General features: G+C 56.8%; 23 protein-coding genes. 10 read left to right on the forward strand and 13 right to left on the reverse strand.

What is annotated here, in order from left to right:
* The first annotated feature begins 87 nt into the window (after window positions 1–87).
* Window positions 88–384, forward strand: coding sequence for a YicS family protein (locus tag ACOTY9_RS18545; RefSeq protein ID WP_014881947.1), 297 nt, complete (start codon window positions 88–90; stop codon window positions 382–384).
* 61 nt (window positions 385–445) lie between these two features.
* Here the strand turns inward: ACOTY9_RS18545 and ACOTY9_RS18550 are convergent, their stop codons facing one another.
* The gene (locus ACOTY9_RS18550) at window positions 446–1,396 is read right to left on the reverse strand and encodes a LacI family DNA-binding transcriptional regulator (protein WP_014881946.1); all 951 of its coding nucleotides are present in this window, start codon (window positions 1,394–1,396) and stop codon (window positions 446–448) included.
* A gap of 293 nt (window positions 1,397–1,689) precedes the next feature.
* On the opposite strand from ACOTY9_RS18550, the gene ACOTY9_RS18555 reads away from it, so the two are divergent.
* The 6 genes from ACOTY9_RS18555 to ACOTY9_RS18580 all read left to right on the forward strand — a co-directional run bounded on the left by ACOTY9_RS18555 (window position 1,690) and on the right by ACOTY9_RS18580 (window position 7,618).
* Window positions 1,690–2,004, forward strand: a complete 315-nt coding sequence (locus tag ACOTY9_RS18555) for a PTS sugar transporter subunit IIB (RefSeq protein ID WP_014830072.1) — start codon at window positions 1,690–1,692, stop codon at window positions 2,002–2,004.
* A gap of 11 nt (window positions 2,005–2,015) precedes the next feature.
* Window positions 2,016–3,341: a PTS sugar transporter subunit IIC gene (locus ACOTY9_RS18560; RefSeq protein WP_348566027.1), complete on the forward strand. Its 1,326-nt coding sequence runs from the start codon at window positions 2,016–2,018 to the stop codon at window positions 3,339–3,341.
* A 17-nt stretch (window positions 3,342–3,358) separates the two neighbouring features.
* Window positions 3,359–4,735, forward strand: coding sequence for a glycoside hydrolase family 1 protein (locus tag ACOTY9_RS18565; protein WP_023336505.1), 1,377 nt, complete (start codon window positions 3,359–3,361; stop codon window positions 4,733–4,735).
* A gap of 5 nt (window positions 4,736–4,740) precedes the next feature.
* The gene (locus tag ACOTY9_RS18570; RefSeq protein WP_029741865.1) at window positions 4,741–5,043 is read left to right on the forward strand and encodes a PTS lactose/cellobiose transporter subunit IIA; all 303 of its coding nucleotides are present in this window, start codon (window positions 4,741–4,743) and stop codon (window positions 5,041–5,043) included.
* 136 nt (window positions 5,044–5,179) lie between these two features.
* A complete protein-coding gene (locus ACOTY9_RS18575; protein WP_014881942.1) occupies window positions 5,180–6,559 on the forward strand; it encodes a carbohydrate porin in 1,380 nt (459 codons plus the stop codon).
* A 153-nt stretch (window positions 6,560–6,712) separates the two neighbouring features.
* The gene (locus ACOTY9_RS18580; protein WP_014881941.1) at window positions 6,713–7,618 is read left to right on the forward strand and encodes an EamA family transporter; all 906 of its coding nucleotides are present in this window, start codon (window positions 6,713–6,715) and stop codon (window positions 7,616–7,618) included.
* A gap of 42 nt (window positions 7,619–7,660) precedes the next feature.
* Here the strand turns inward: ACOTY9_RS18580 and nepI are convergent, their stop codons facing one another.
* From nepI to ACOTY9_RS18640, 12 genes are all read right to left on the reverse strand, one after another.
* Window positions 7,661–8,851, reverse strand: a complete 1,191-nt coding sequence (gene nepI, locus ACOTY9_RS18585; RefSeq protein WP_045281341.1) for a purine ribonucleoside efflux pump NepI — start codon at window positions 8,849–8,851, stop codon at window positions 7,661–7,663.
* 102 nt (window positions 8,852–8,953) lie between these two features.
* Entirely contained in the window at window positions 8,954–9,406 is a 453-nt protein-coding gene (locus ACOTY9_RS18590) for a DUF1198 domain-containing protein (protein WP_047625373.1), read from the reverse strand.
* A 94-nt stretch (window positions 9,407–9,500) separates the two neighbouring features.
* A complete protein-coding gene (locus tag ACOTY9_RS18595) occupies window positions 9,501–10,520 on the reverse strand; it encodes an alpha/beta fold hydrolase (RefSeq protein ID WP_248197476.1) in 1,020 nt (339 codons plus the stop codon).
* A 151-nt stretch (window positions 10,521–10,671) separates the two neighbouring features.
* Window positions 10,672–12,063 carry a hexose-6-phosphate:phosphate antiporter gene (gene uhpT, locus ACOTY9_RS18600; RefSeq protein ID WP_045269323.1) on the reverse strand — a complete coding sequence of 464 codons (1,392 nt, stop codon included), beginning with the start codon at window positions 12,061–12,063 and terminating at the stop codon, window positions 10,672–10,674.
* Between the two features lie 140 nt (window positions 12,064–12,203).
* Complete coding sequence (locus tag ACOTY9_RS18605; protein WP_032635256.1) at window positions 12,204–13,514, reverse strand: MFS transporter; 1,311 nt, start codon at window positions 13,512–13,514, stop codon at window positions 12,204–12,206.
* On the reverse strand, window positions 13,507–15,012 hold the full coding sequence (uhpB, locus tag ACOTY9_RS18610; RefSeq protein WP_045134486.1) for a signal transduction histidine-protein kinase/phosphatase UhpB: 1,506 nt from the start codon (window positions 15,010–15,012) through the stop codon (window positions 13,507–13,509). The genes ACOTY9_RS18605 and uhpB overlap by 8 nt, the downstream gene beginning before the upstream one ends.
* Window positions 15,009–15,602: a transcriptional regulator UhpA gene (uhpA, locus tag ACOTY9_RS18615; RefSeq protein WP_014881931.1), complete on the reverse strand. Its 594-nt coding sequence runs from the start codon at window positions 15,600–15,602 to the stop codon at window positions 15,009–15,011. Before uhpA ends, uhpB begins: the two co-directional genes overlap by 4 nt.
* Window positions 15,603–15,684: 82 nt before the next feature.
* Window positions 15,685–15,972 carry an acetolactate synthase small subunit gene (ilvN, locus tag ACOTY9_RS18620; RefSeq protein ID WP_010426528.1) on the reverse strand — a complete coding sequence of 96 codons (288 nt, stop codon included), beginning with the start codon at window positions 15,970–15,972 and terminating at the stop codon, window positions 15,685–15,687.
* Window positions 15,973–15,975: 3 nt separating this feature from the next.
* Window positions 15,976–17,664: an acetolactate synthase large subunit gene (ilvB, locus tag ACOTY9_RS18625; protein WP_032635253.1), complete on the reverse strand. Its 1,689-nt coding sequence runs from the start codon at window positions 17,662–17,664 to the stop codon at window positions 15,976–15,978.
* Window positions 17,665–17,770: 106 nt separating this feature from the next.
* Window positions 17,771–17,869, reverse strand: a complete 99-nt coding sequence (gene ivbL / locus ACOTY9_RS18630; RefSeq protein WP_023331688.1) for an ilvB operon leader peptide IvbL — start codon at window positions 17,867–17,869, stop codon at window positions 17,771–17,773.
* Window positions 17,870–18,018: 149 nt separating this feature from the next.
* Entirely contained in the window at window positions 18,019–18,438 is a 420-nt protein-coding gene (locus tag ACOTY9_RS18635; RefSeq protein WP_248197478.1) for a helix-turn-helix domain-containing protein, read from the reverse strand.
* Window positions 18,435–18,749, reverse strand: coding sequence for a type II toxin-antitoxin system HigB family toxin (locus ACOTY9_RS18640; RefSeq protein WP_348566028.1), 315 nt, complete (start codon window positions 18,747–18,749; stop codon window positions 18,435–18,437). Before ACOTY9_RS18640 ends, ACOTY9_RS18635 begins: the two co-directional genes overlap by 4 nt.
* A 487-nt stretch (window positions 18,750–19,236) precedes the next feature.
* Between ACOTY9_RS18640 and tisB the strand changes: the two genes are divergently transcribed.
* The 3 genes from tisB to ACOTY9_RS18655 all read left to right on the forward strand — a co-directional run bounded on the left by tisB (window position 19,237) and on the right by ACOTY9_RS18655 (window position 20,733).
* Entirely contained in the window at window positions 19,237–19,326 is a 90-nt protein-coding gene (tisB, locus tag ACOTY9_RS18645) for a type I toxin-antitoxin system toxin TisB (RefSeq protein ID WP_023331685.1), read from the forward strand.
* A 64-nt stretch (window positions 19,327–19,390) separates the two neighbouring features.
* The gene (locus ACOTY9_RS18650; protein WP_014881927.1) at window positions 19,391–19,837 is read left to right on the forward strand and encodes a GNAT family N-acetyltransferase; all 447 of its coding nucleotides are present in this window, start codon (window positions 19,391–19,393) and stop codon (window positions 19,835–19,837) included.
* Between the two features lie 62 nt (window positions 19,838–19,899).
* The gene (locus tag ACOTY9_RS18655; RefSeq protein WP_045134488.1) at window positions 19,900–20,733 is read left to right on the forward strand and encodes an EamA family transporter; all 834 of its coding nucleotides are present in this window, start codon (window positions 19,900–19,902) and stop codon (window positions 20,731–20,733) included.
* The last annotated feature ends 54 nt before the right edge of the window (window positions 20,734–20,787 follow it).

Raw genomic sequence — 20,787 nt, forward strand, 5'->3', positions numbered from 1 at the left:
AGAAAATTCATACTTTCGACTGGCGTCGCTACACTGAATGTAACGATATATTTCATGGGAAGCATGTGACTTCTAAAGGGGGTTTTGATGAAAGCTGCGCACCTGGTCTGCCTGCTGGTTTGTCTGCTCTTCGCCGCGTTTGTCCATGCTCAGGAAAAGGATGACCCCGCGAAAGAGGCGCAAATAAAGCAGCAGGTCCTTAAAGATATTAAGAAAACCTGTACGCCACAGAGAAAGCAGAGCGATAAAGCCTGGCAGGAGATGATTTTGTCGTCCGAGGCCAATCAGTTGCTGATCAAAAATGCCGTTACCGCCGTCAAGCGCGACAATCTGGATGCTTACTGGGCGGCGATTGGTCAGGTGGATTGTATGGAAGATTATTGAGGGCTGGAAACGTGCTTCTCGCCGGGTGGCGGCTGCGCCTTACCCGGCCTACACAACATTTTTAACGCTTACGCACATCCGGAATAATTAAATCCCCACGCAGAACGTAGGACCCCAGCATCTGCGTTTTCTCCGTCAGCCAGCTCACGATACGCGCCGCCATGGCATCCATGGAATATTCAATGGCCGGGATCACCGGAATACCCGGCAGGTGCAGGGATCCAGCAAGGCTGAAGACCATAATGTCTTCCGGCACGGATTTATTAAACGCCTGCAGCTGTGGGATCACTCGCTGGGCTTCTTGCTCGTCCGCCACCAGTAATGCGTTGAAATTCAGCGTGCTGGCGTTGTTAAGCAGCTCCTGTAGCGCAACGGACGAGGAGGTCGCGTCCATAAAGACGAGGTTGCGATTAAAGGGCAGGAAATTTTTCTCCAGCGCATGTTTGTAGCCGAGCAGCACCTGATCGGCAAAACCGCTGCCGTGCGGGTGGATCAGGGCAATCTGGCGACGACCCTGGCTGGTCAGGTAGTTACAGGCGGTTTCAGCGGCAAAGGCGTGATCGAACTGGATGCTGTTGGAATTATCGGACTCCATACAGTCCACGAGGATGACGTTGTCCATATCCACGTCCAGCGGGAAACGCGCGCCGATGACGAGGATGTCATCACACAAACCGCAGGAGAGCTCTTCGAGCGCATTCATTACTTCGGCTTTGCTATGCGCGAAGCGCAGCAGCAGGTGTTTTTGATGCTGGCTGAGATGTTTTTCCAGCGCGTACAAATAACCGGTGGTCTGGTTAATATTTTCCTGTGCGCAAATGACGCCGATACATCCCGTCGACTGGCTCAGCAGCGACTGGGCAATCACATTAGGCCGGTAGTTAAGCTCATCCACTGCCTTCAGAACGGCCTGACGGCTGGCTTCCTTTACGCCACGCGACCCACTCAACACTCGCGATACCGTGGCTTTAGATACCCCGGCAAGACGTGATACATCATTGATTGTCGACATCTCTTTCCCCTGACAGGCTTACCTCGCGCCTGCAAATTCCATGACCGCTTCGGCTCATATTATAGCCAGAACGGAGTATATCCGTTTCCGTTTTCCATGGAAACCGATTTTCCGTTTCCACTCAAAATGATGTCAAAACAGCCAAATTATGTGACTTACATCCGGTTAATTAGCCTCATAAGTAAGGGATCTTGATGGTTGTCACACTTCTGTCTTTTATGAATGGAAACCGGTTTCCGTATAATGTCCAATCATTCCCGCAATAACTTTTTACATTTAGAGGATGGTTGTCGATGTTCAAGATTATGCTGTGCTGCTCTGCCGGGATGTCCACCAGCCTGTTGGTCAGCAAAATGGTCGATGTCGCGAAAGAACGTGGTTTGCCGGTGAAAATAGATGCGTACGGTGTTTCCGAATTTGATACGCAGTTTCCGCAATACCAGGTGGTGCTTCTCGGACCACAAGTGAAATACATGTTACAGACACTCTCAGACAAGGCGGCTACGAAAGGCATTCCGGTCCAGCCCATCGACATGATGGACTACGGCATGCAGCGTGGCGATAAAGTACTGGACTATGCTCTGTCGCTCATCGAAGCGGCACACTAAAAGGTGTTCACATGAGTTCGTTATATCAATCCATGGTCGCGGTGATTGAGCAGTCAATTACCCCGCTGGCCGCCAAACTTGGTCAGCAAAAGTATGTGATTGCTATCCGCGACGGCTTTACCGCCGCGCTGCCGTTCATGATCATCGGCTCGTTTATGCTGGTGTTCATCTTCCCGCCGTTTTCGGCGGATACTACCAATAGCTTTGCGCGCGGCTGGCTGGATTTCTCCCAGACTTACCGCGAACAGCTGATGCTGCCGTTTAACCTCAGCATGGGCGTGATGACCTTCTTCATCTCGGTGGGGATTGGGGCGAGCCTGGGGCGCCAGTTTAACCTCGACCCGGTGATGTCCGGCCTGCTGGCATTTATGGCCTTCCTGCTGGTCGCCGCGCCGTATGCCGACGGTAAAATCTCGACCCAGTATCTCTCCGGCCAGGGCATTTTTACCGCGCTGATCACCGCCATCTACGCCACCCGCGTTTATGCGTGGCTGAAGCAGAACAACGTCACCATCCGCCTGCCGAAAGAAGTACCGACCGGCGTGGCGCGTTCGTTTGAGATCCTGATCCCGGTGATGGTGGTGATCGGTACCCTGCACCCGTTGAACCTGTTCATCGAAGCGGAAACCGGCATGATTATCCCGCAGGCGATCATGCACCTGCTGGAGCCGCTGGTCTCTGCCTCCGACTCCCTGCCCGCTATTCTGCTCTCCGTGCTGCTGTGCCAGATCTTCTGGTTCGCCGGTATCCACGGCTCGCTGATTGTCACCGGCATCATGAACCCGTTCTGGATGGCGAACCTCTCGGCAAACCAGGCGGCACTGGCGGCCGGCGCGGCGCTGCCGCACGTATACCTGCAGGGCTTCTGGGATCACTACCTGCTGATTGGCGGCGTAGGCTCCACGTTACCCCTGGCGTTCCTGCTGCTGCGCAGCCGCGTTACCCATCTGCGTACCATCGGCAAAATGGGCGTGGTGCCCAGCTTCTTTAACATCAACGAACCGATTCTGTTCGGCGCGCCGATCATCATGAACCCGATGCTGTTCATTCCGTTCGTGTGCGTTCCGCTGATCAACGCCTGTCTGGCGTATGCGGCAACCAAACTCGGCTGGCTGGCGCAGGTCGTCTCGTTAACCCCGTGGACCACCCCGGCACCGATTGGCGCCTCGTGGGCGGCGAACTGGGCGCTGAGCCCGGTGGTGATGTGCCTTGTGTGTATGGTGATGTCCGCGCTGATGTATCTGCCTTTCCTGCGTGCCTATGAGCGTACGCTGATGAAAAACGAAGAGCAGAAAGCGCAGGCGACCGTCGGTGCTGCCGAAACCGCAAGCAATTAAGTCAAAGAGGAAAGGTCATGAAATACGCATTTCCCGATAACTTCTGGTGGGGCAGCGCAAGCTCCGCTCTCCAGACGGAAGGGGCAAGAGAGGGCGAAACCACGTGGGATTACTGGTTTGCCCGCGAGCCAAACCGTTTTCACAACGGCGTGGGGCCGCAGCAGACCTCCACGTTTTATCAGCACTGGAAAACGGACATTCAGCTGTTAAAGCAGCTGAACCACAACAGCTTTCGTACCTCGATTAGCTGGGCGCGCCTGATCCCTGACGGTATCGGTGAAGTGAACCCGGAAGCGGTCGATTTTTATCATCAGGTCATTGATGAGCTGAATGAACAGGGCATCACGCCGTTTATTACCCTGTTCCATTTCGACATGCCGATGGCGATGCAGGCGATCGGTGGCTGGGAAAACCGAGAAGTCGTGGACGCATACGCCCGCTATGCGCAGATTTGCTTCGAGCTGTTTGGCGATCGCGTGCTGCACTGGTTTACCTTCAACGAACCGATCGTCCCGGTGGAAGGCGGCTATCTGTACGACTTCCACTACCCGAACGTGGTGGATTTTCGTCGGGCAGCCACCGTGGCGTATCACACCGTGCTGGCCCACGCAAAGGCGGTTCAGGCCTACCGCGCCGGTCACTACGCGGGGGAAATCGGCATCGTATTAAACCTGACGCCGTCCTATCCGCGCTCGCAAAACCCGGCGGACGTGAAGGCGGCACACATTGCGGATCTGATGTTTAACCGCAGCTTCCTCGACCCGGTCCTGCGCGGCGAATACCCGGCGGACCTGGTTGCGCTGCTGAAGGCATACGATCAGCTGCCTGCCTGTAAGCCGGAAGATAGCGCCCTGATCGCGGAAGGGAAAATCGACCTGCTCGGCGTGAACTACTATCAGCCGCGCCGCGTTAAGTGTCGTGACAGCGCGGTGAACCCGCAGGCGCCGTTTATGCCGGAGTGGTTCTTTGATAACTACGAAATGCCGGGCCGCAAGATGAACCCGTACCGCGGCTGGGAAATCTACGCGCCGGGTATTTACGATATTCTGGTTAACCTGCGTGATAATTACGGCAACCCGCGCTGCTTTATTTCGGAAAATGGCATGGGTGTCGAAAATGAACAGCGCTTTATTGAAAATGGCCAGATTAACGATAAATACCGTATCGAGTTTATTTCTGAGCATTTAACGTGGCTGCATAAAGGGATTAGCGAGGGCTGCAATTGTCTTGGCTACCATATGTGGACGTTTATTGATAACTGGTCATGGTGTAATGCGTATAAAAATCGCTACGGGTTTATTCAGCTCGATGTAGAGACGCAGCAGCGCACCATTAAGAAAAGCGGAGAGTGGTTTGCCGCCACCGCCTTAAATAATAGTTTTGAACAAGAGTAATGATGATGATCGCACTAGAAGAAGCCGTAATGGAAATTATCGTCAATGCCGGACAGTCCCGCAGCCTGTGCTTTGAAGCCCTGCACGCGGCGCGTCAGGGCAACATTGACGAGGCCAAAAGTCTGCTGCGCGAAGCCGATGGCTACGCGCGCCAGGCGCACAAGATGCAAACCAAACTGATTGAGCAGGATGCTGGCGAAGGCCGCCAGCCGATGACCTTAATTATGGTTCATGCCCAGGATCATTTAATGAACTCCTTATTAGCGCGTGAATTATCCGAAGAAATTATTCATTTATATCAGAGATAGTCTATGGCGAAATAATTAATGTAATACCTCTGTACCCTAAATAGAGATCCACTTGTTCTGATGATAGCGACATACTCTGTCAGATCGGAGCGGGATGGTTATTGTCTGAATAAAATTAAACTATATTGAGATAACCATGAATACGATTAAAAAACTTCCATTAACCATGGCGGTTATCGCCGCGCTTTGCCCAATTTCTGTACTCGCACAAGAATTTACGCAGGAGCAAATCGACGCCATTGTGGCTAAAGCGGTGGACAAAGCGCTGGCCGAGCGGCAGGCCAAAATGGATGCTGCGGTCGCGAAAAAGGCAGACGTGGTGACCGAGCCGCAAAGCGCGGCGCAATCCCCGGATATGGCGATCCCATTCGGGGTGAAATTTACCGGTTACGCCCGCTACGGCGCGCACTTCCAGGCCGCCGATCAGAAATACGTAGCGGTGGACGGTTCCTACAACGGCGCCTCCGCGATTGGTCGTCTGGGTAACGAGGGCAACGGTGGGGAATTCCAGCTCTCTAAAGCCTTCAAGGGTGATAACGGCGCCATTTGGGACATCAACGTGATGATTGACCACTGGGGCGACGAAGTTAACCTTAAAAAAGCCTACGCGGGCGTGACCAACATTATGGCCTCCAACCCGAACGCCTATTTCTGGGCGGGCCGTGACTTCCATCAGCGTCCACAGCAGGGCATTAACGATTACTTCTGGATGAACCACGACGGCCAGGGTGCCGGTGTGAAAAACTTCGACATCGGCGGCGTGCAGTTTGACGTCGCTGCCGTGGCGGCGGTGGAATCCTGTAGCCCGGAAGTGATGGAGGATGAAGCCAACCCATCGCGCATCACCTGTACCGGCGGTTCCGGCACGGGCGACAAAGGCAACTACGCCGCGACGTCAAAAATTCATGGCATGAAGCTCGGCCCGATCGACATGGAGCTGTACGCTAACTACGGCTTTGACTCCAAAGCGGTTGAAAGCGACGAGCGCCTGAACGCCTGGCAGGGCGGCGTGGTGCTGAGCCACACCAACGACAGCGGCGTGAACAAGGTGATCGCGCGTTACTCCGATAATGCGGACAACAGCGTGTTCAACAAAACCGAGGATCTGACCACGGTTTACGCCAGCTTCGAAGGGTTATACAAATTCACCCAGGCCACGCAGGTAGAGTACATCCTCGCCTTCCACGACTACGACAACAGTCGTGATAAGACCGACAACCGTAAGAACTACAACGCCATCGTGCGCCCAATGCACTGGTGGAACGACGTTCACTCCACCTGGCTCGAAGCGGGCTGGCAGCACGTTGATTATGACAACGGCGGCGATAACAAGGGCTGGAAGCTGACCCTGTCGCAGAACATGTCTATCGCCATGGGTCCGGAGTTCCGTCCAATGCTGCGCTTCTACGTGACTGGCGGCAAAGTAGATAACGAACGCACCGCCCGCGTGAACAATACCAAAGACGAAACGCTGGACGACTTCAACGTCGGCGCGATGTGGGAGGCGTGGTTCTAGCAAGGTAAACGCAAAACGGCAACGCAACGTTGCCGTTTTTAGTGTTTTCTCCCTCTCCCCGTGGGAGAGGGCTGGGGTGAGGGCATCAGGCCGCACACAACCCGGCAAGATCCCATGTTATGCTACAAAAAAATCAACATAGCAGGGGAGAACATGGGTTCCACACGCAAAGGGATGTTAAACGTCCTGATCGCCGCCGTTTTATGGGGAAGTTCAGGGGTTTGCGCGCAGTACATCATGGAGAAAAGCCACATTTCTTCGCCTTACCTGACCATGGTTCGCCTGCTGTTTACCGGCGTGATCCTGCTGACGCTTTCTTTCGTTCACGGCGACAAGATTTTCTCGGTCATCAAGCATCGCAAAGATGCCCTCAGCCTGCTGTTCTTCTCTCTGGTTGGCGCGCTCACCGTGCAGCTCACCTTCCTGCTGACGATTGAAAAATCCAACGCGGCTACCGCCACCGTGCTGCAGTTTCTGTCACCGACCATTATCGTGGCCTGGTTTGCGCTGGCGCGGAAAAAGCGTCCCGGCGTGTTTGTCCTGTCAGCGATTTTTACGTCGTTGATCGGTACTTTCCTGCTGGTGACTCACGGCGACCCGACCTCGCTCTCCATCTCCCCTGCCGCGCTGTTCTTCGGTATCGCCTCGGCCTTTGCTGCCGCGTTTTACACCACGTATCCCTCAACACTTATTGCCCGCTACGGCACGCTGCCGATTGTCGGTTGGAGTATGTTGATTGCCGGGCTCATGCTGACGCCGTTCTACGCCGGACGCGGGACCACCTTTGTGATTGACGGCGGCCTGCTGCTGGCCTTCTTCTACCTGGTGGTAATCGGTACGGCGCTAACATTTAGCCTGTATCTGAAAGGCGCACAGATGATTGGCGGGCCGAAGGCAAGCATTCTGAGCTGCGCCGAGCCGCTGAGCAGCGCATTACTGTCGGTGGTTTTGCTGGGTGTGGCGTTCACCCTGCCGGACTGGCTGGGGACGCTGTTGATTGTGTCGTCGGTGGTGTTGATTTCGATGGATTCGCGTAGAAGGGTTAAGGCATCGGCGTAGCCTGATGTCCCCTCTCCCCATAGGGGAGAGGGGACATTTGGTTTACTTCGCCTTAACCTTCCCGGCCACCAGCAGCGCTGTCAGCAACATCAGCGTACCGGAAATCACCAGCGGTGACGTCAGTCCCAGATGGTCCAGTGCAACGCCGCCCACCGCCGCGCCGCAGGTGTTTGCCAGTTGGATCACGGCCACCTGAATCGACCCGGCTTTCTCCGCCTGATCGGCCAACGAGCGAGTAATCCACGTCGACCAGCCCACCGGCACCAGCGCAAAGGCAAAGCCCCAGATAACCGCAATCGCCGAGGCGACCCACTTATCGCTACCCCACAGCACCAGCACCGTGGCACTCACTGCCAGTACCAGCGGCGCGCCAGCCAGCGCCACTTTCAGGGAACGTTTCAGGAACTGGGACGACAGCGACGTACCGACAAAGCTGGCGATACCAAAGCTCAGCAACACCAGCGTCAGACCATCCACGTCAAAGCCCGCCATGGTCATATACACCGGACGGATATAGGTGAAGAAGGCAAACTGCCCGGCAAAGGCCATAAAGATGGCGGTCATCCCCGCCAGCACACCCGGACGCTTGAGGAGGCTGAACATATTCTGTTTGTGATGCGCCGCTTCGCCCGGCAGGGACGGCAATGCCTTCCATACCCAGAGAATACAGAGCACGCCCATCACCGCCGCCGCGTTGAAGACGTTACGCCAGCCGATGATCCCGCCGAGGAAGCTGCCCAACGGTGCGGCAATCACCAGCGCGATGGAGACCGCACCGAAGATGACGGACAGCGCTTTCGGCACCGTACGCGCGGGTACCAGGCGCATGGTGAGCGAGGCGGACATCGCCCAGAAACCGCCAAGACCCAGTCCCAGACAGGCGCGCCCCAGCAGCAACAGGGTGAAGCTCTCCGCGAAGGAGACCAGCAGGCAGGAGAGCGTCAGTAGGACGCTGAAAAGAATAACCACTTTGCGGCGGTCAATGGCGCCAATCACCTGCGTAATAAACAGACTGGCGAACATCGCCACAAAGGCGGTCACGGTAACGGACTGCCCCGCCACGCCCTCGGAAATGCCGAGATCCTGCGCCATCGGCGTCAACAGGCTGACCGGCAGAAACTCGACGGTGATCAGGCAGGCAACGCAGAACGCCACGGAGAAAACCGCCGACCAGTTGGGGCGTGAAACCTCTTTGGTCTGCGGTCTGGTCGAGGGCTGGATATGTTCTGTCATGGCGTCACCTGAAGATAAAAACGTGCGGAAAAGTCGCGCAGTTTATCATCAAAAGTGTGACGGATTTAACGTTTAGACAACTTTTGTGGTTTTTAGAGGGAATTAATGCAGGTAAAACACGCCCTCTTCCGGCAGGAAAAGATGGTTATAGCGTAGCTGAAAGGCATTAAGCTCCTGCGGGTCGGGCTCCATCTCGCGCATAAAGCCGAGCGCCAGACGAATTTGCGCATCGGTTATCGGCGCACCCAGGCGGGCTTTACGCAGCAGACGGTGCCACGTATGCAGGTTCTCTTCACTGCCGTCGACAATGCAGACCTGCCAGATCAGCAATACCTGCGCCGCGTTTTGCAGATGCGCCTCGTCCGGGCGTTCAAGATAACGGATAAACTCATTGCCCGGCGTTTTACCGAACTGATCGATCATCGACTCAACCGGCATCGGGGTGATCCCCAGCCGTTCGCTTAAACGTTTGATGGCGCGGCGGGAATCTGAGGTCAGGACGCGAAATCCCACCACAAACACCACGGCAAGCGTTGCCAGCATTATCCAGACCATGCGTTCTCCTTAGACTAGCCGCTTATCATAGCGGGAAACGCAAGGCCTCGACAGCGGGCAAAATGCTATTAGTGCAGTGAAAAGAGGTGGAAAATCATTCTGAAAGCGGATCGCCGCGCTGAAGTCCCTTCAGCAGTGCCTCGTGGAAGCGCGCAGGATCCTGCATCTGCGGCGCATGACCCATATCGTTAAATTCCACCAGCGTCGCGTGCGGAATGCGTTTTGCCGTCTCTTTCCCCAGCACCGCATAGTTGCCGAGCGTCTTGCGGATCTCCGGCGGGGCGAGATCTTTCCCGATGGCGGTGTTGTCCTTCGTGCCGATCATCAATAATACCGGCATCTTCAGCTCACTAAATTCGTAGATAACTGGCTGGGTGTAGATCATGTCGTAGAGCAGCGCCGAGTTCCAGGCCACGCGCGCTTTGCCCGGCCCGTTGTTCAGCCCGGCGAGCATGGTCACCCAACGCTCGTATTCCGGCTTCCACTCCCCAGCGTAGTAGGTGTTTTTCTCGTACTGACGAATACCGTCGGCACTGACTTTCAGTTCGCGCTGGTACCACTGGTCGACGGTAATATGCGGCACACCGCGCGCTTTCCAGTCTTCCAGCCCAATCGGATTGACCATCACCAACTGTTCCACCTGCTGCGGCCACATTAGCGCGTAGCGCGTCGCCAGCATGCCGCCGGTCGAATGCCCGATAACCGTCACGCGATCGACACCCAGGGATGCGAGCAGCGCATGGGTATTGTCCGCCAGCTGCTGGAAGGTGTACTGATACCGCTCCGGCTTGGTGGATTTACAGAAACCGATCTGGTCGGGTGCCACCACGCGATAACCCCTGGCCGAGAGCGCGCGGATCGTGCCGTCCCAGGTTCCAGCGCAGAAGTTTTTGCCGTGCATCAATACCACGGTGCGACCGTTGGGTTTTTCCGGCTTAACGTCCAGATAAGCCATATCCAGAGACTGGTTTTGCGAGGTAAAGGTAAAGTGTTTTACCGGCCAGCCGTAATCGAAACCTTCCAGCTTCTCGCCGTAGGAAGGGGTATCCGCGGCCATTGCGGGTGACGCCAGCGCCATCAGCAACGCAAGGCAGGATAATCGTCGGGTTAACATGCAGGCTCTCCGTTCTAAGGCTGCACAAAAGGCGGCAGCAAAAATACTGTAGAGCATACAGAGGAGGGAGAGTGTAAAGCGGGGTAAAGGCAGGACGTACAAAACAAAAAAGCCCGGCAAAACGCACCGGGCAAAGAAGTTACCTGCACACTCAGGCTGTTTTCAATTTCTGCACTCGCCTTTCGCGACGAATTTTACGTTCTTCCAGCACCGCAACCATCGCCATCAGGACGATACAGCCAATGGCTGCCGCATCCAGCGCCGCAAAGGTGCCTGCCCAGCCGGTGAGGCCGAAAATTGGCGTACCGTCGGCAATCATCCCCAGCCCCAGCTTGGCGAAGCTGTCGCCGATCAGATAAGCGAAGGTGCCTTTAATCCCATCGGCTGCGCCGATCGCTTTTTTCGGTACAAACCCGACCGCCGCCACGCCAATCAGCAGCTGTGGACCAAATACCAGGAAGCCGAGCGCAAACAGGGACGCCAGGTAAACGTACTGGTTGCTGGCATGCTGATAGACGCCGAGCGTGGCGATAATCAGCGCCAGCGCGACGCAGGCCACCAGCGCGCGGCGGCCATTGGCGAGATCCGAGAGCCAGCCCCACAGCAGCGTGCCGACCAGCGCGCCCACTTCAAACAGGGTGAAGCCCTGAATCGCGACTTCTTTAGAAAGCTTCAGCTCCTGGAAGGCATACACCGTCGACCACTGGTCGATGCCGATACGCACCACGTACAGGAAGATGTTTGAGAAGCACAGCAGCCAGATCACTTTGTTTTTCAGCACGTACTCAACAAAGATCTGCCATTTGGTCATCTCGTTTTCTTCGGTCTCTTTGTCCTCTTCGCTGATCTCCTCGCCGAACAGCTCTTCGGCTTTGCCGAGGCCGTAAGATTCCGGGGAATCGCTGCCGAAGCGCAGGCCGATAAAGCCGACAATCAGGGCGATAATCGACGGGAAGATAAACATGCCGATCACGTGGCCATCGAACAGATAGTTCGCGCCGAACAGCGCCACGCCTGCCGCGCCCGCACCGCCGAGGTTATGCGAGATGTTCCACATGCCGAGGTACGAACCACGCTTGCGGCGCGGGGTCCATTTGGTGATGGTGGAGTAGCTGCACGATCCGCCGGTACTCTGGAAGAAACCACTCAGGGCATAGAAAGCGATCATCAGGAACAGGCTCACGGAGCCTGCGCCCATGCTGGCGCTGAAGCCGAGCATACAGATGGCGGAGAGAATCAGCATAAACGGCAGGAACTGCTTGGTATTTTTACCGTCCGCATAGTAGGAAACCACCGTTTTCCCCACCCCGTAGGTGATGGAGAATCCCAGGCCAATCATCCCCAGCTGCGTCATGCTCAGCCCGTAGGTCGAGATCATGTCGTTCTGCGCGATGTTAAAGTTTTTGCGGATCAGGTACATGGTCAGGTAGCCGATGAAGACCACCAGATACGACTGCATGAACGGTTTGAACCACATTTTGCGCCGCACGTCGAGCGGCAGATCCAGGGTCGGCTTGCGCACCTGATTGAGGAAGGCCAGCATGGTTTGCTCCTGAGCTGATTTTTACCTGCGAATGGCAGGCATTGTAAAAATCAGCCGGGAGAGATGCCTGAGACAGCGTCCAGGTAAAACCGGGAAAATTTCTTAGTTTTGCGCCACTCGGCAGTAAAAGGTGAAGTGTGTCACGCTTCGCGCGGGGCCTGCGCGTGCAGGAAGGGCAGCAGCAGCAGGGCAGAGATCCCCGCCGCGATGGCGATGACCGCGAAGAAACCGCTCCAGTGCCAGGTGTCGATCACCCGCGCCAGGGGCCAGCCGGAGAGCGATGCGCCAAGATAGGCAAACAGCCCGACAAACCCCGTCGCCGCACCCGCCGCCTCTTTGTGCGAGCACTCCGCCGCGGCCATGCCGATCAGCATCTGCGGGCCAAACACGAAGAAGCCGATGGTGAAGAAGCATGCCGCCTGCATCACGTAACTGGCGAACGGCATCAGCCACAGCGAGCCGACGGAGAGCAATATCCCGGCGGCGAAGATCAGGTTCATCGGGCCTCGGTTGCCGTTAAACAGCTTGTCCGAGCCCCAGCCTGCCACCAGCGCGCCGATAAATCCGCCCAGCTCGAACATCGTGACCGCCGAGTTGGCGGTGACCAGATCCACCCCGAGCGTCTCCGACATGTACAGATTGCCCCAGTCGTTGATCGCCGCACGTACCACGTAAACCAGCACGTAACAGAGCGAGAGTAGCCAGATGTAGGGATTTTTCAGCACGTATTTAGTCAGGATCTCTTTGCGGGTCAGCCCCGCCCCTTCCTGCTGTTGGGCAATCTCCATCTCGTCGTGCCGCCAGTCGCCTACCGCAGGCAGTCCAACGGTTTGCGGCCTGTCGCGCAGGCGCCAGCAGAGGAACAGCCCGGCAACAATCGCCAGGCCCCCGGCAATCATCATCCCTGCGCGCCAGCCGTAGTGCAGCGCCGCTGCACCGACCACCATCGGGATCAGCGCCCCGCCGACGTTATGCGCGGTGTTCCAGATTGCCCACCAGCCGCCGCGCTCGTTGCGCGAGTACCAGGCGGTGAGGAGACGGGCACAAACCGGCGCTCCCCAGCCCTGGAAAAAAGCGTTCAGCGCCCACAGCAGGGCAAAGGCCCACAGCGAGGTGGAGAAGCCGAACAGGATATTCACCACGCCGGTGGCAATCAGCCCGACGCCCATAAAGTAGCGCGCGTTGGAGCGGTCGCTGACGATGCCGGAGAAGAACTTCGACAGGCCGTAGGTGATGTAAAACAGCGTCGCCAGCAGGCCGATATCGGTACGCGTCATCACGCCGCTGGCGAGGATTTCCGGCGCGGCGGCGTTAAAGCTTTTGCGGGTAAAGTAAAACAGCGCATAGCCAAGCCAGATGGTCATCAGGATATGGCGACGCCAGTAGCGGTAGCGCGCGTCAATTTCCGCTTTGTCGCCTAGCGGTGAGGCGTTGGCAGGCATTTTAAACATGGTGGTTCCTTAGCGGCAGGCTGACGCTAACGCGCGTCCCGTGAGTACAGGAGATAGCCAGCGTGCCACCCAGCGCCTTCACGCGCTCGCGCATGCCCGCCAGGCCAAAACCCTGCTGGCCGGAGCCCGGCGGCAGGCCGCAGCCGTCGTCTTCAATCACCAGCGTCAGGCGATCGTTCTGCTGGCCGCCCTGAATGGTGACCGCGCTGGCATTGGCGTGTTTGACGATATTATTCAGCCCTTCCTGACAGACGCGGAACAGCGTCACGCGCTGGCCTTCACTCAGCGCAGATTCATTAATTCGCCAGTCGAGATGGCTGACAATGCCGCGGCTTTCCAGCTCCATCTCGCGCATCAGGGAGCGTATCGCCTGCTCAAGTGACAGGTCGTCAAGCTGGCGCGGACGCAGCCGTCCCAGCAAGCGGCGAACGGCGTCATAAACCCCCAGCGAAAGCTGTTCGATATGCGCCCCGCCCTGCTTCACACCGGCATTTTCCGCCGCCAGACGCTGGACAATGCCCGCCTGGGTGCGGATGGCGGTGATGGTCTGGCCGATGTCATCATGCAGCTCACGGGCGACCTCCTGCCGCACGCTCTCTTCCGTCTCCAGCAAACGCTCCGCCAGACGGCGATTACGCGCCAGCTCGTTTTGCAGAGACTGGTTCAGCTCGCGCAGACGCTGGATCCCCGCCCCCAGCAGCAGCCCGGTCAGGCTTTGAGCCAGCAGGGAAAGCAGCAGGTCCACCGGATGGTCGTGCCAGGTCTGGCTGGCAATGAGCGCGATGGCGTTCATCAGCGTGGCAATTAAGGCGCCCTGCCAGCCGTAGTGCCAGGCGAGGGCGATGATCGGCAGCGCCAGACAAAACGGTGTGAAACGTGAAAGCTCTGCGGGCAGGCCGAGCTGTAGCCACAGGCTCACCACAAACAGCAGCAGATACCAGATGAGATGCCGGGCGCGCCAGTTGACGGGCTGGGAGACCAGCGCAGGCCCCAGCGGCTGCCAGACGGTGCTGGTGAGGTAGTGCCAGAAAACCAGACAGGTCGGCGCAAGGGTCAGCCCGCCGGTGAGGGTCAGCAGCAGGGCGTTGAGCATCTCCTTGTCGCCAGCCCACGGCAGCGATTGCAGCAGCGCGGCGGCAATCAGCGCCGCCCCCTGACGCAGCAGCGTGCGCCAGTCACGCTGGTGACGATAACGGGAAATGAGCGCAACCGGGATAAGCGTGAGCAGGCTTCCGGTCATCAATAATGGCAGCTGCGTGAGCGCAACTTCCTGCGCCAGCCAGACCAGCATCAGCCACTCTGCGCCCAGCAAAACGGGCCAGTAGCCGCGGGGACATTGCAGCATCAACCCCAGACGCAGGCCGAAGGGGAACAGCAATACCGCCAGCTCGGGTCGCTCCACCAGATGCAGGCTGATGCTCCACAGGCAGAACCATGCGGCAGAAAAGATAAAAAAGCTGGCGACGACGGCGATCAGCCGCGAAAACAGCGGGTTCATTGCCAGCTATCAAACATGCGGCGCGCCAGCTCGACATCGTTGCTGACGTTGAGTTTTTCCATCAGATTGGCGCGGTGAACGTGGACGGTTTTTGGCGACAGGTCCAGCTCGGCCGCAATCTCTTTCACCGACATTCCCTGTGCGAGTTTCTCTGCAACCTGACGTTCGCGTTTAGTGAGCGGATCCTGACGTCCGGCCGCCAACTTAATGGCGATATCCGGTGTTAAATAGCAGCCGCCGGTGGAGACGGTACGCACGGCGGCGATCAGCTCGTCCGGGCTACAGCGTTTTGAGAGGAACCCGCGTGCGCCCGCGTTGAGCGCCTGCTCGACCAGCGCCGGGCTGTCGTGGACCGAGAGCATGATCGTCGCCATCCCTTTCGGCAGCTGGCTTAACAGCTCCAGACCGGAGAGATCCGGCATTGAGATATCGCAGATACAGACCTGCACTCCACGCCCCGGCAGGCCCGCCAGCGCCTCACGACCGGAGCCAAACTCGGCCACGACCTGAAAATCGGGTTCGAGGTTGAGAAGCTGGGCAAAGCCGGAGCGGACGATAAGGTGGTCGTCGATGAGAGCGATGGTGGTCATGTTTGATCCTGCGGTCTGAAAACGCCGGATGGCGCTGCGCTTATCCGGCCTACAAGAGCGAAAGACGCTTACCTTAAGCGATCTACTCGAAAAACACCGCAATTTTGTTAAACATGGTGGGATCGGACTGGTTGCGCGCCACTTTGGTGACATCTTCCAGCTTGTCGATCTGCGCCATCATCTGCTCTAGACGCTGGTCATCGTTGACCAGTAGCCAGATGCGGCTGTGCTCGCTGCCCTGAATCGGCAGACAGAGAATGCCTTCCACGTTAAACGCCCGGCGGGCAAACAGCCCGCAGACGTGGGTCATGACGCCAGGATGGTTGCGGACGGTGAGTTCCAGAATGACGTTATCATGTTGTTTCTGCATGGCTTATTCCCCCACCATCTCAGTATTTGCCGCACCCGGCGGCACCATCGGATACACTTTTTGTTCAGGGTCGATACGCACGTGGATCAGCGCCGGGCCGGGACGCGAAATCGCCGCCTGCAGCGCCGCGTGGGCATCCTCTTCGGCGTTCAGATCGCAGGTGTGAAGGCCAAAACCGGCAGCAATCTGCATAAAGTTAATCATTCCCGGATAGGTCGCGGCAAATACGCCCTGCTTGTAGAACAGGCTCTGCTGCTGGTGTACCAGCCCCAGCGCCTCGTTGTTCATCAGAATGATTTTGACGTCTAACTGGTTTTCGGCCGCGGTCGCCATTTCCTGAATGTTCATCATCAGGCTGCCGTCACCGGAGAAGCAGATGACTTTGCGGTCCGGATTCGCCAGCGCCGCGCCCACGGCAGCAGGCAGGCCAAAGCCCATGGTGCCGAGGCCACCGGAGGTCAGCCACTGGCGCGGACGGTTCAGCGGGTAGGCCTGGGCGGTCCACATCTGATGCTGGCCCACGTCGGTAGTAATAATCGCGCTGTCGTCCACGCAGGCGGCCACAGCGTTGATCAAGCCGTAGTGGCTCAGCGGGTCACCTTCGGTTGGGATGGCGCCCGGGAACTCTTTTTGCAAATCGGCGACCAGCTGACGCCAGTCGGCGCGGTCGGTCGCGTCCGTCTGCGGGATCAGCTGCGCCAGCACTTCAGCCACGTCGCCCTGAATCGCCACGTGCGGCTGCTTGATTTTACCCAGCTCGGCGCGGTCGATGTCCACGTGAATGATTTTGGCGTTCGGGCAGAACTGCTCGGTTTTGCCAATCGCCCGGTCATCAAAACGCGCGCCCATTACAATCAGCAAATCCGCTTCTTGCAGGATGTAGTTGGTGCTGCGCGCGCCGTGCATGCCCAGCATGCCAAGAGAGAGCGGGTGCGCTTTAGGCAGCATGCCGAGCGCCATCAGGGTCATAGTGGTGGGCAGGCTGGCTTTTTCAGCGAACTGGCGGATTTCATTCGCGGCGTTAATCGCCCCACCGCCCAGATAGAGCACCGGGCGTTTGGCGGCATTAATCATCGCCGCGGCGTCACGCACGCTCTCAGCACTGAATTCCGGCGCGGGGGCACGGTCGCCCGGCTCTGGCAGCACGTCAATCTCGATCTCTGCGGTCTGGACATCCTTAGGAATGTCTATCCACACCGGGCCCGGGCGGCCAGACTGCGCAATGCGAAACGCATCGCTGATAACCTGAGGAAGCTCGCTGATATCGCGAACTAAATAGTTATGTTTGGTGATGGGGATAGAGATGCCGTAGGTATCCACTTCCTGGAACGCATCGGTACCGATCATCGAAGACGGCACCTGGCCGGTAATGCAGATCAGCGGAATGGAGTCGAGGCGCGCGTCGGCGATGGCCGTTACCAGGTTGGTTGCCCCCGGCCCGCTACACGCCATACAAACCGCCGGTTTCCCCTGGGTACGCGCCATGCCCTGCGCGATAAAGCCCGCGCCCTGCTCGTGGCGAGCCAGCACGTGGCGGATTTTTGTGCTTTGGCTTAACGCATCGTACAGCGGCAGCACCGTGCCGCCCGGGATGCCCGCAACCGTGGTGATGCCCTGTCGTTCCAGCAAATGAACGATCAGCTGCGCGCCCGTAAAACGCGTCTTAGTAGATGTTGTGCCCGAACTTGCCATGCTCCAGTCCTTTTCTTCTGAGCCAGCCTTCCGGGGAGGGTCCTAAACGAAAAACCCCGCCCGGTTTGCGCCGGCGGGGTTTTGGATTCGTGTGTTGATCCAGTCCCTACGGCGCATTGCCGACGACGACCACCACACGCACGACGACCACTGCGGCTGGTTGCGCAGTTTTTAGTAGGGTCGAGGTGAACAGAGATGGAGTCATTAGGAACCTGTGTTTGGAATCATTGATTGAATTTATACAAACACAGGTTTTCTGGCGTGACAATGGAAATATTTTCATCTGCGCAAAAATGCGTCAGGGATCACGTTTCGTTTGTTGGGTGATGAAAACAGTAGTCGGACGTGAGTATTTCATTCAATGAACAGCGCAGGCGATACCCTAAAGCGAGCAGCCAGTTTTTTTATATGGTTCAACGTCAGCTGACGTTGACCGTTCAACACCCTTGAAACCATTGATTTACTGCCAATTTCATCCTGAAAATCCGAAATAGTCAGTTTGTATTGATCCATAAGGGTTCTTAAAACGGCAATGCCCACTGGGACAGATTCCATCTCCTGGCGTAAGGCGACAATTTCGGGCCGATTGGCTTCGTAACGACGAATTCTTGCACATACGATATCCAGCAAAGGGCTGCCAGGTTCGTTCATCAGTAAATACTCAACCAGCTCAAGTGCGTCCTGGTAATCTTTCTCGTTTGGATGTTCACCCAATAAAGGAACCGCCGCGACAAGGGCATGCGTTGCTTTCATTGCATCAGCTACGATCATCATTTCTTCCCCTTAGTGCGATGTTTCTCCGTAAAACGGTCATATTCCTTATGAGTAAAAACATGGCGCACATAAAACTTTTGGCTTTCAAAGAATATGAGAGCCACTACTCTGAGGTTGTTGTTAGCAATATCAATAACATAATGCTTATCGAGATACTTCAAATTATCTAGCGTTGGAAAGATTTTACTTAGCGCAACAGGCGTCGGGCAATGGCTCTTTTCGATGGTTCGCCCCAGAAAGAGAAGCTCCTCTCTGTGTTGCGGAAATTGGATCACCGCATCCAAAATTGCCTTCATTGAGATTAAATGCATACTGCATACCTGCCGCGTCCGTTGCCATTATGGCAACAATATCACATATTGCCAATTGGTCAACGACGGACTTGCTTTGGACGCAGCCAGAAAACAAAAAACCCCGCCGGAGCGAGGTTTTTATCAGGGTTTTGCGGTTGGTCGCCGCAGAACACACTGTGTTACGTCAACGCAAAAAGTATACGCGATCGAGGACGAACGCGCAATTCCGGCACGGATTTTGACGTTTTTGAGTATGGGTCGCCTTTTGATTTTTGTCCAAAAAATACTGTTCATACATACAGTATTTATCTATACTGAGGGTGTTCGCAGTGAGCGAGGGGGCCGCAGTTCTACCGGCGCAATGAAGTCCTGGCTGAAACGGGTGGTGCCGTCAGTGCCTTAACCCCTGAAGTGAGCACACTGTGTTACGTCAATCCAGGTGCTGGCAACAGGCGGCGGAAAGGTACGCCAGCATCGTGCTCCTTTTTACCAAAAGGAGACGCGTATGGGCATCGTGGATATGGTGATACTTATCCTCAAACTCATTGTTGCAGTATTGCAACTGCTTGATGCTGTCCTGAAATACGTTCGGTAAGTCAGGTTCAAGTCGCACCTGAGAGGGGCGGGCAACCGCCCCTCTTTAATAACGAGGGAATGCTATGTCGCGTCTGTTAATTGAGCCTGTTACGCCTGATGAACCGGGCTATATCGCCCTGAAGGCGGAAAGTATCGCATTGAATTTCAACATGCTGCGCAGGCTGGAAGAGAACTGGCAGCGGGGTGAAAACCGCTTTAACGCGCCGGGCGAAAAGCTGCTGGGGGCGTTTCTTAACGGTAAGCTGGTAGGCGTATGCGGTCTCAACCGCGATCCCTTCAGCCAGCAACCGCGCGCCGGGCGCATTCGCCATCTCTATGTTAGCGAGAAGTGTCGCGGCTTGGGCATCGGCAAACAGCTTTTAACCGTGGTGATGGCCGATGCCAGCATCTGGTTTGATTTCCTGAATACCCACGCGCCGGATACCGCGTATGGGTTCTACCGCCGGGCGGGTTTCACGCTGGTCTCGGATGAGCCGCGGGTGACGCACCGCCTGTTTTGTGCGGTGTAACCGACTGGCAGCATCAGGACGTGAATGTTACAGTTGAGTGACAATTCACCACCCGATACGCCATGACCATCACCGTATTCTGCATTTTGCTGTTTGCCGCGCTGCTGCATGCCAGCTGGAACGCTATCGTTAAGGCCGGAACGGACAAGCTCTATTCTGCGATAAGCGTCAGCGGCTCCGCTACGCTGATTGCGCTGGTGTTGCTCCCCTTCTCTCCACAGCCTTCTGCTGCAAGCTGGCCGTTTTTAATCGTCTCCTGCGCCTTACAGGTGGTGTACACCGTGCTGGTGGCGAAGACCTATCAGGTCTCCGATATGAGTCAAACCTACCCGCTGATGCGCGGCACCGCCCCACTGCTGGTGGCGCTGATCAGCGTCCTGGCACTTGGCGATCGTCTCTCCTGGCTGGCCTGGTCCGGCATCGGAGTGATCTGCCTGTCGATTCTGGCGATGGCGATGAACGGGCGCATGCAGTCCCGAAAAGGGATCTGGCTGGCGCTACTGAACGCCTGTTTTATCGCCGGATATACGCTGGTGGACGGCACCGGGGTGCGGCTCTCGGGCACTGCGCTGGGCTACACGCTGTGGACCTTCTTTATGAACGGTTTTTGCCTGCTGAGCTGGGCGATGGTGGCGCGTCGGCGTGAAGCCTTTGGCTACCTGCGTCTGCACTGGAAAAAGGGGCTGCTCGGCGGCGTCGGCACCATGGGCTCGTATGGCCTGGCACTGTGGGCGATGACGCAGGCACCGCTGGCCGTAGTCGCGGCGCTGCGTGAAACCTCGATTCTTTTCGGGGCGCTGATTGCCTTTGTGCTTTTAAAAGAGAAGGTTGCGGGCCTGCGCATCGCTGCGGCGCTGGGTATTGCTGGCGGCGCTATTCTCCTGCGCCTCGCATAAATCACTGGCAACATTAGTTGCCGTTTTTGTTTACAAATCCTGCCTTTTTACGTT

This window comes from Enterobacter cloacae complex sp. SHL012, from assembly GCF_049237505.1.
GTDB lineage: Bacteria > Pseudomonadota > Gammaproteobacteria > Enterobacterales > Enterobacteriaceae > Enterobacter > Enterobacter kobei.

Excerpts from the sequence above, each read along its gene's own strand:
- ACOTY9_RS18655 (WP_045134488.1), top strand. The coding sequence starts at position 19,900 with ATGACCATCACCGTATTCTGCATTTTGCTGTTTGCCGCGCTGCTGCAT.
- uhpA (WP_014881931.1), bottom strand. The coding sequence starts at position 15,602 with ATGACCACCATCGCTCTCATCGACGACCACCTTATCGTCCGCTCCGGC.
- ilvN (WP_010426528.1), bottom strand. The coding sequence starts at position 15,972 with ATGCAGAAACAACATGATAACGTCATTCTGGAACTCACCGTCCGCAAC.
- ACOTY9_RS18605 (WP_032635256.1), bottom strand. The coding sequence starts at position 13,514 with ATGTTTAAAATGCCTGCCAACGCCTCACCGCTAGGCGACAAAGCGGAA.
- ACOTY9_RS18650 (WP_014881927.1), top strand. The coding sequence starts at position 19,391 with ATGTCGCGTCTGTTAATTGAGCCTGTTACGCCTGATGAACCGGGCTAT.
- ACOTY9_RS18635 (WP_248197478.1), bottom strand. The coding sequence starts at position 18,438 with ATGATGATCGTAGCTGATGCAATGAAAGCAACGCATGCCCTTGTCGCG.
- tisB (WP_023331685.1), top strand. The coding sequence starts at position 19,237 with ATGGGCATCGTGGATATGGTGATACTTATCCTCAAACTCATTGTTGCA.
- ivbL (WP_023331688.1), bottom strand. The coding sequence starts at position 17,869 with ATGACTCCATCTCTGTTCACCTCGACCCTACTAAAAACTGCGCAACCA.
- ACOTY9_RS18640 (WP_348566028.1), bottom strand. The coding sequence starts at position 18,749 with ATGCATTTAATCTCAATGAAGGCAATTTTGGATGCGGTGATCCAATTT.
- ACOTY9_RS18570 (WP_029741865.1), top strand. The coding sequence starts at position 4,741 with ATGATCGCACTAGAAGAAGCCGTAATGGAAATTATCGTCAATGCCGGA.
- ACOTY9_RS18545 (WP_014881947.1), top strand. The coding sequence starts at position 88 with ATGAAAGCTGCGCACCTGGTCTGCCTGCTGGTTTGTCTGCTCTTCGCC.
- ilvB (WP_032635253.1), bottom strand. The coding sequence starts at position 17,664 with ATGGCAAGTTCGGGCACAACATCTACTAAGACGCGTTTTACGGGCGCG.
- ACOTY9_RS18580 (WP_014881941.1), top strand. The coding sequence starts at position 6,713 with ATGGGTTCCACACGCAAAGGGATGTTAAACGTCCTGATCGCCGCCGTT.
- nepI (WP_045281341.1), bottom strand. The coding sequence starts at position 8,851 with ATGACAGAACATATCCAGCCCTCGACCAGACCGCAGACCAAAGAGGTT.
- ACOTY9_RS18565 (WP_023336505.1), top strand. The coding sequence starts at position 3,359 with ATGAAATACGCATTTCCCGATAACTTCTGGTGGGGCAGCGCAAGCTCC.
- ACOTY9_RS18555 (WP_014830072.1), top strand. The coding sequence starts at position 1,690 with ATGTTCAAGATTATGCTGTGCTGCTCTGCCGGGATGTCCACCAGCCTG.
- uhpB (WP_045134486.1), bottom strand. The coding sequence starts at position 15,012 with ATGAACCCGCTGTTTTCGCGGCTGATCGCCGTCGTCGCCAGCTTTTTT.
- ACOTY9_RS18560 (WP_348566027.1), top strand. The coding sequence starts at position 2,016 with ATGAGTTCGTTATATCAATCCATGGTCGCGGTGATTGAGCAGTCAATT.
- ACOTY9_RS18550 (WP_014881946.1), bottom strand. The coding sequence starts at position 1,396 with ATGTCGACAATCAATGATGTATCACGTCTTGCCGGGGTATCTAAAGCC.
- ACOTY9_RS18590 (WP_047625373.1), bottom strand. The coding sequence starts at position 9,406 with ATGGTCTGGATAATGCTGGCAACGCTTGCCGTGGTGTTTGTGGTGGGA.
- ACOTY9_RS18595 (WP_248197476.1), bottom strand. The coding sequence starts at position 10,520 with ATGTTAACCCGACGATTATCCTGCCTTGCGTTGCTGATGGCGCTGGCG.
- ACOTY9_RS18575 (WP_014881942.1), top strand. The coding sequence starts at position 5,180 with ATGAATACGATTAAAAAACTTCCATTAACCATGGCGGTTATCGCCGCG.
- uhpT (WP_045269323.1), bottom strand. The coding sequence starts at position 12,063 with ATGCTGGCCTTCCTCAATCAGGTGCGCAAGCCGACCCTGGATCTGCCG.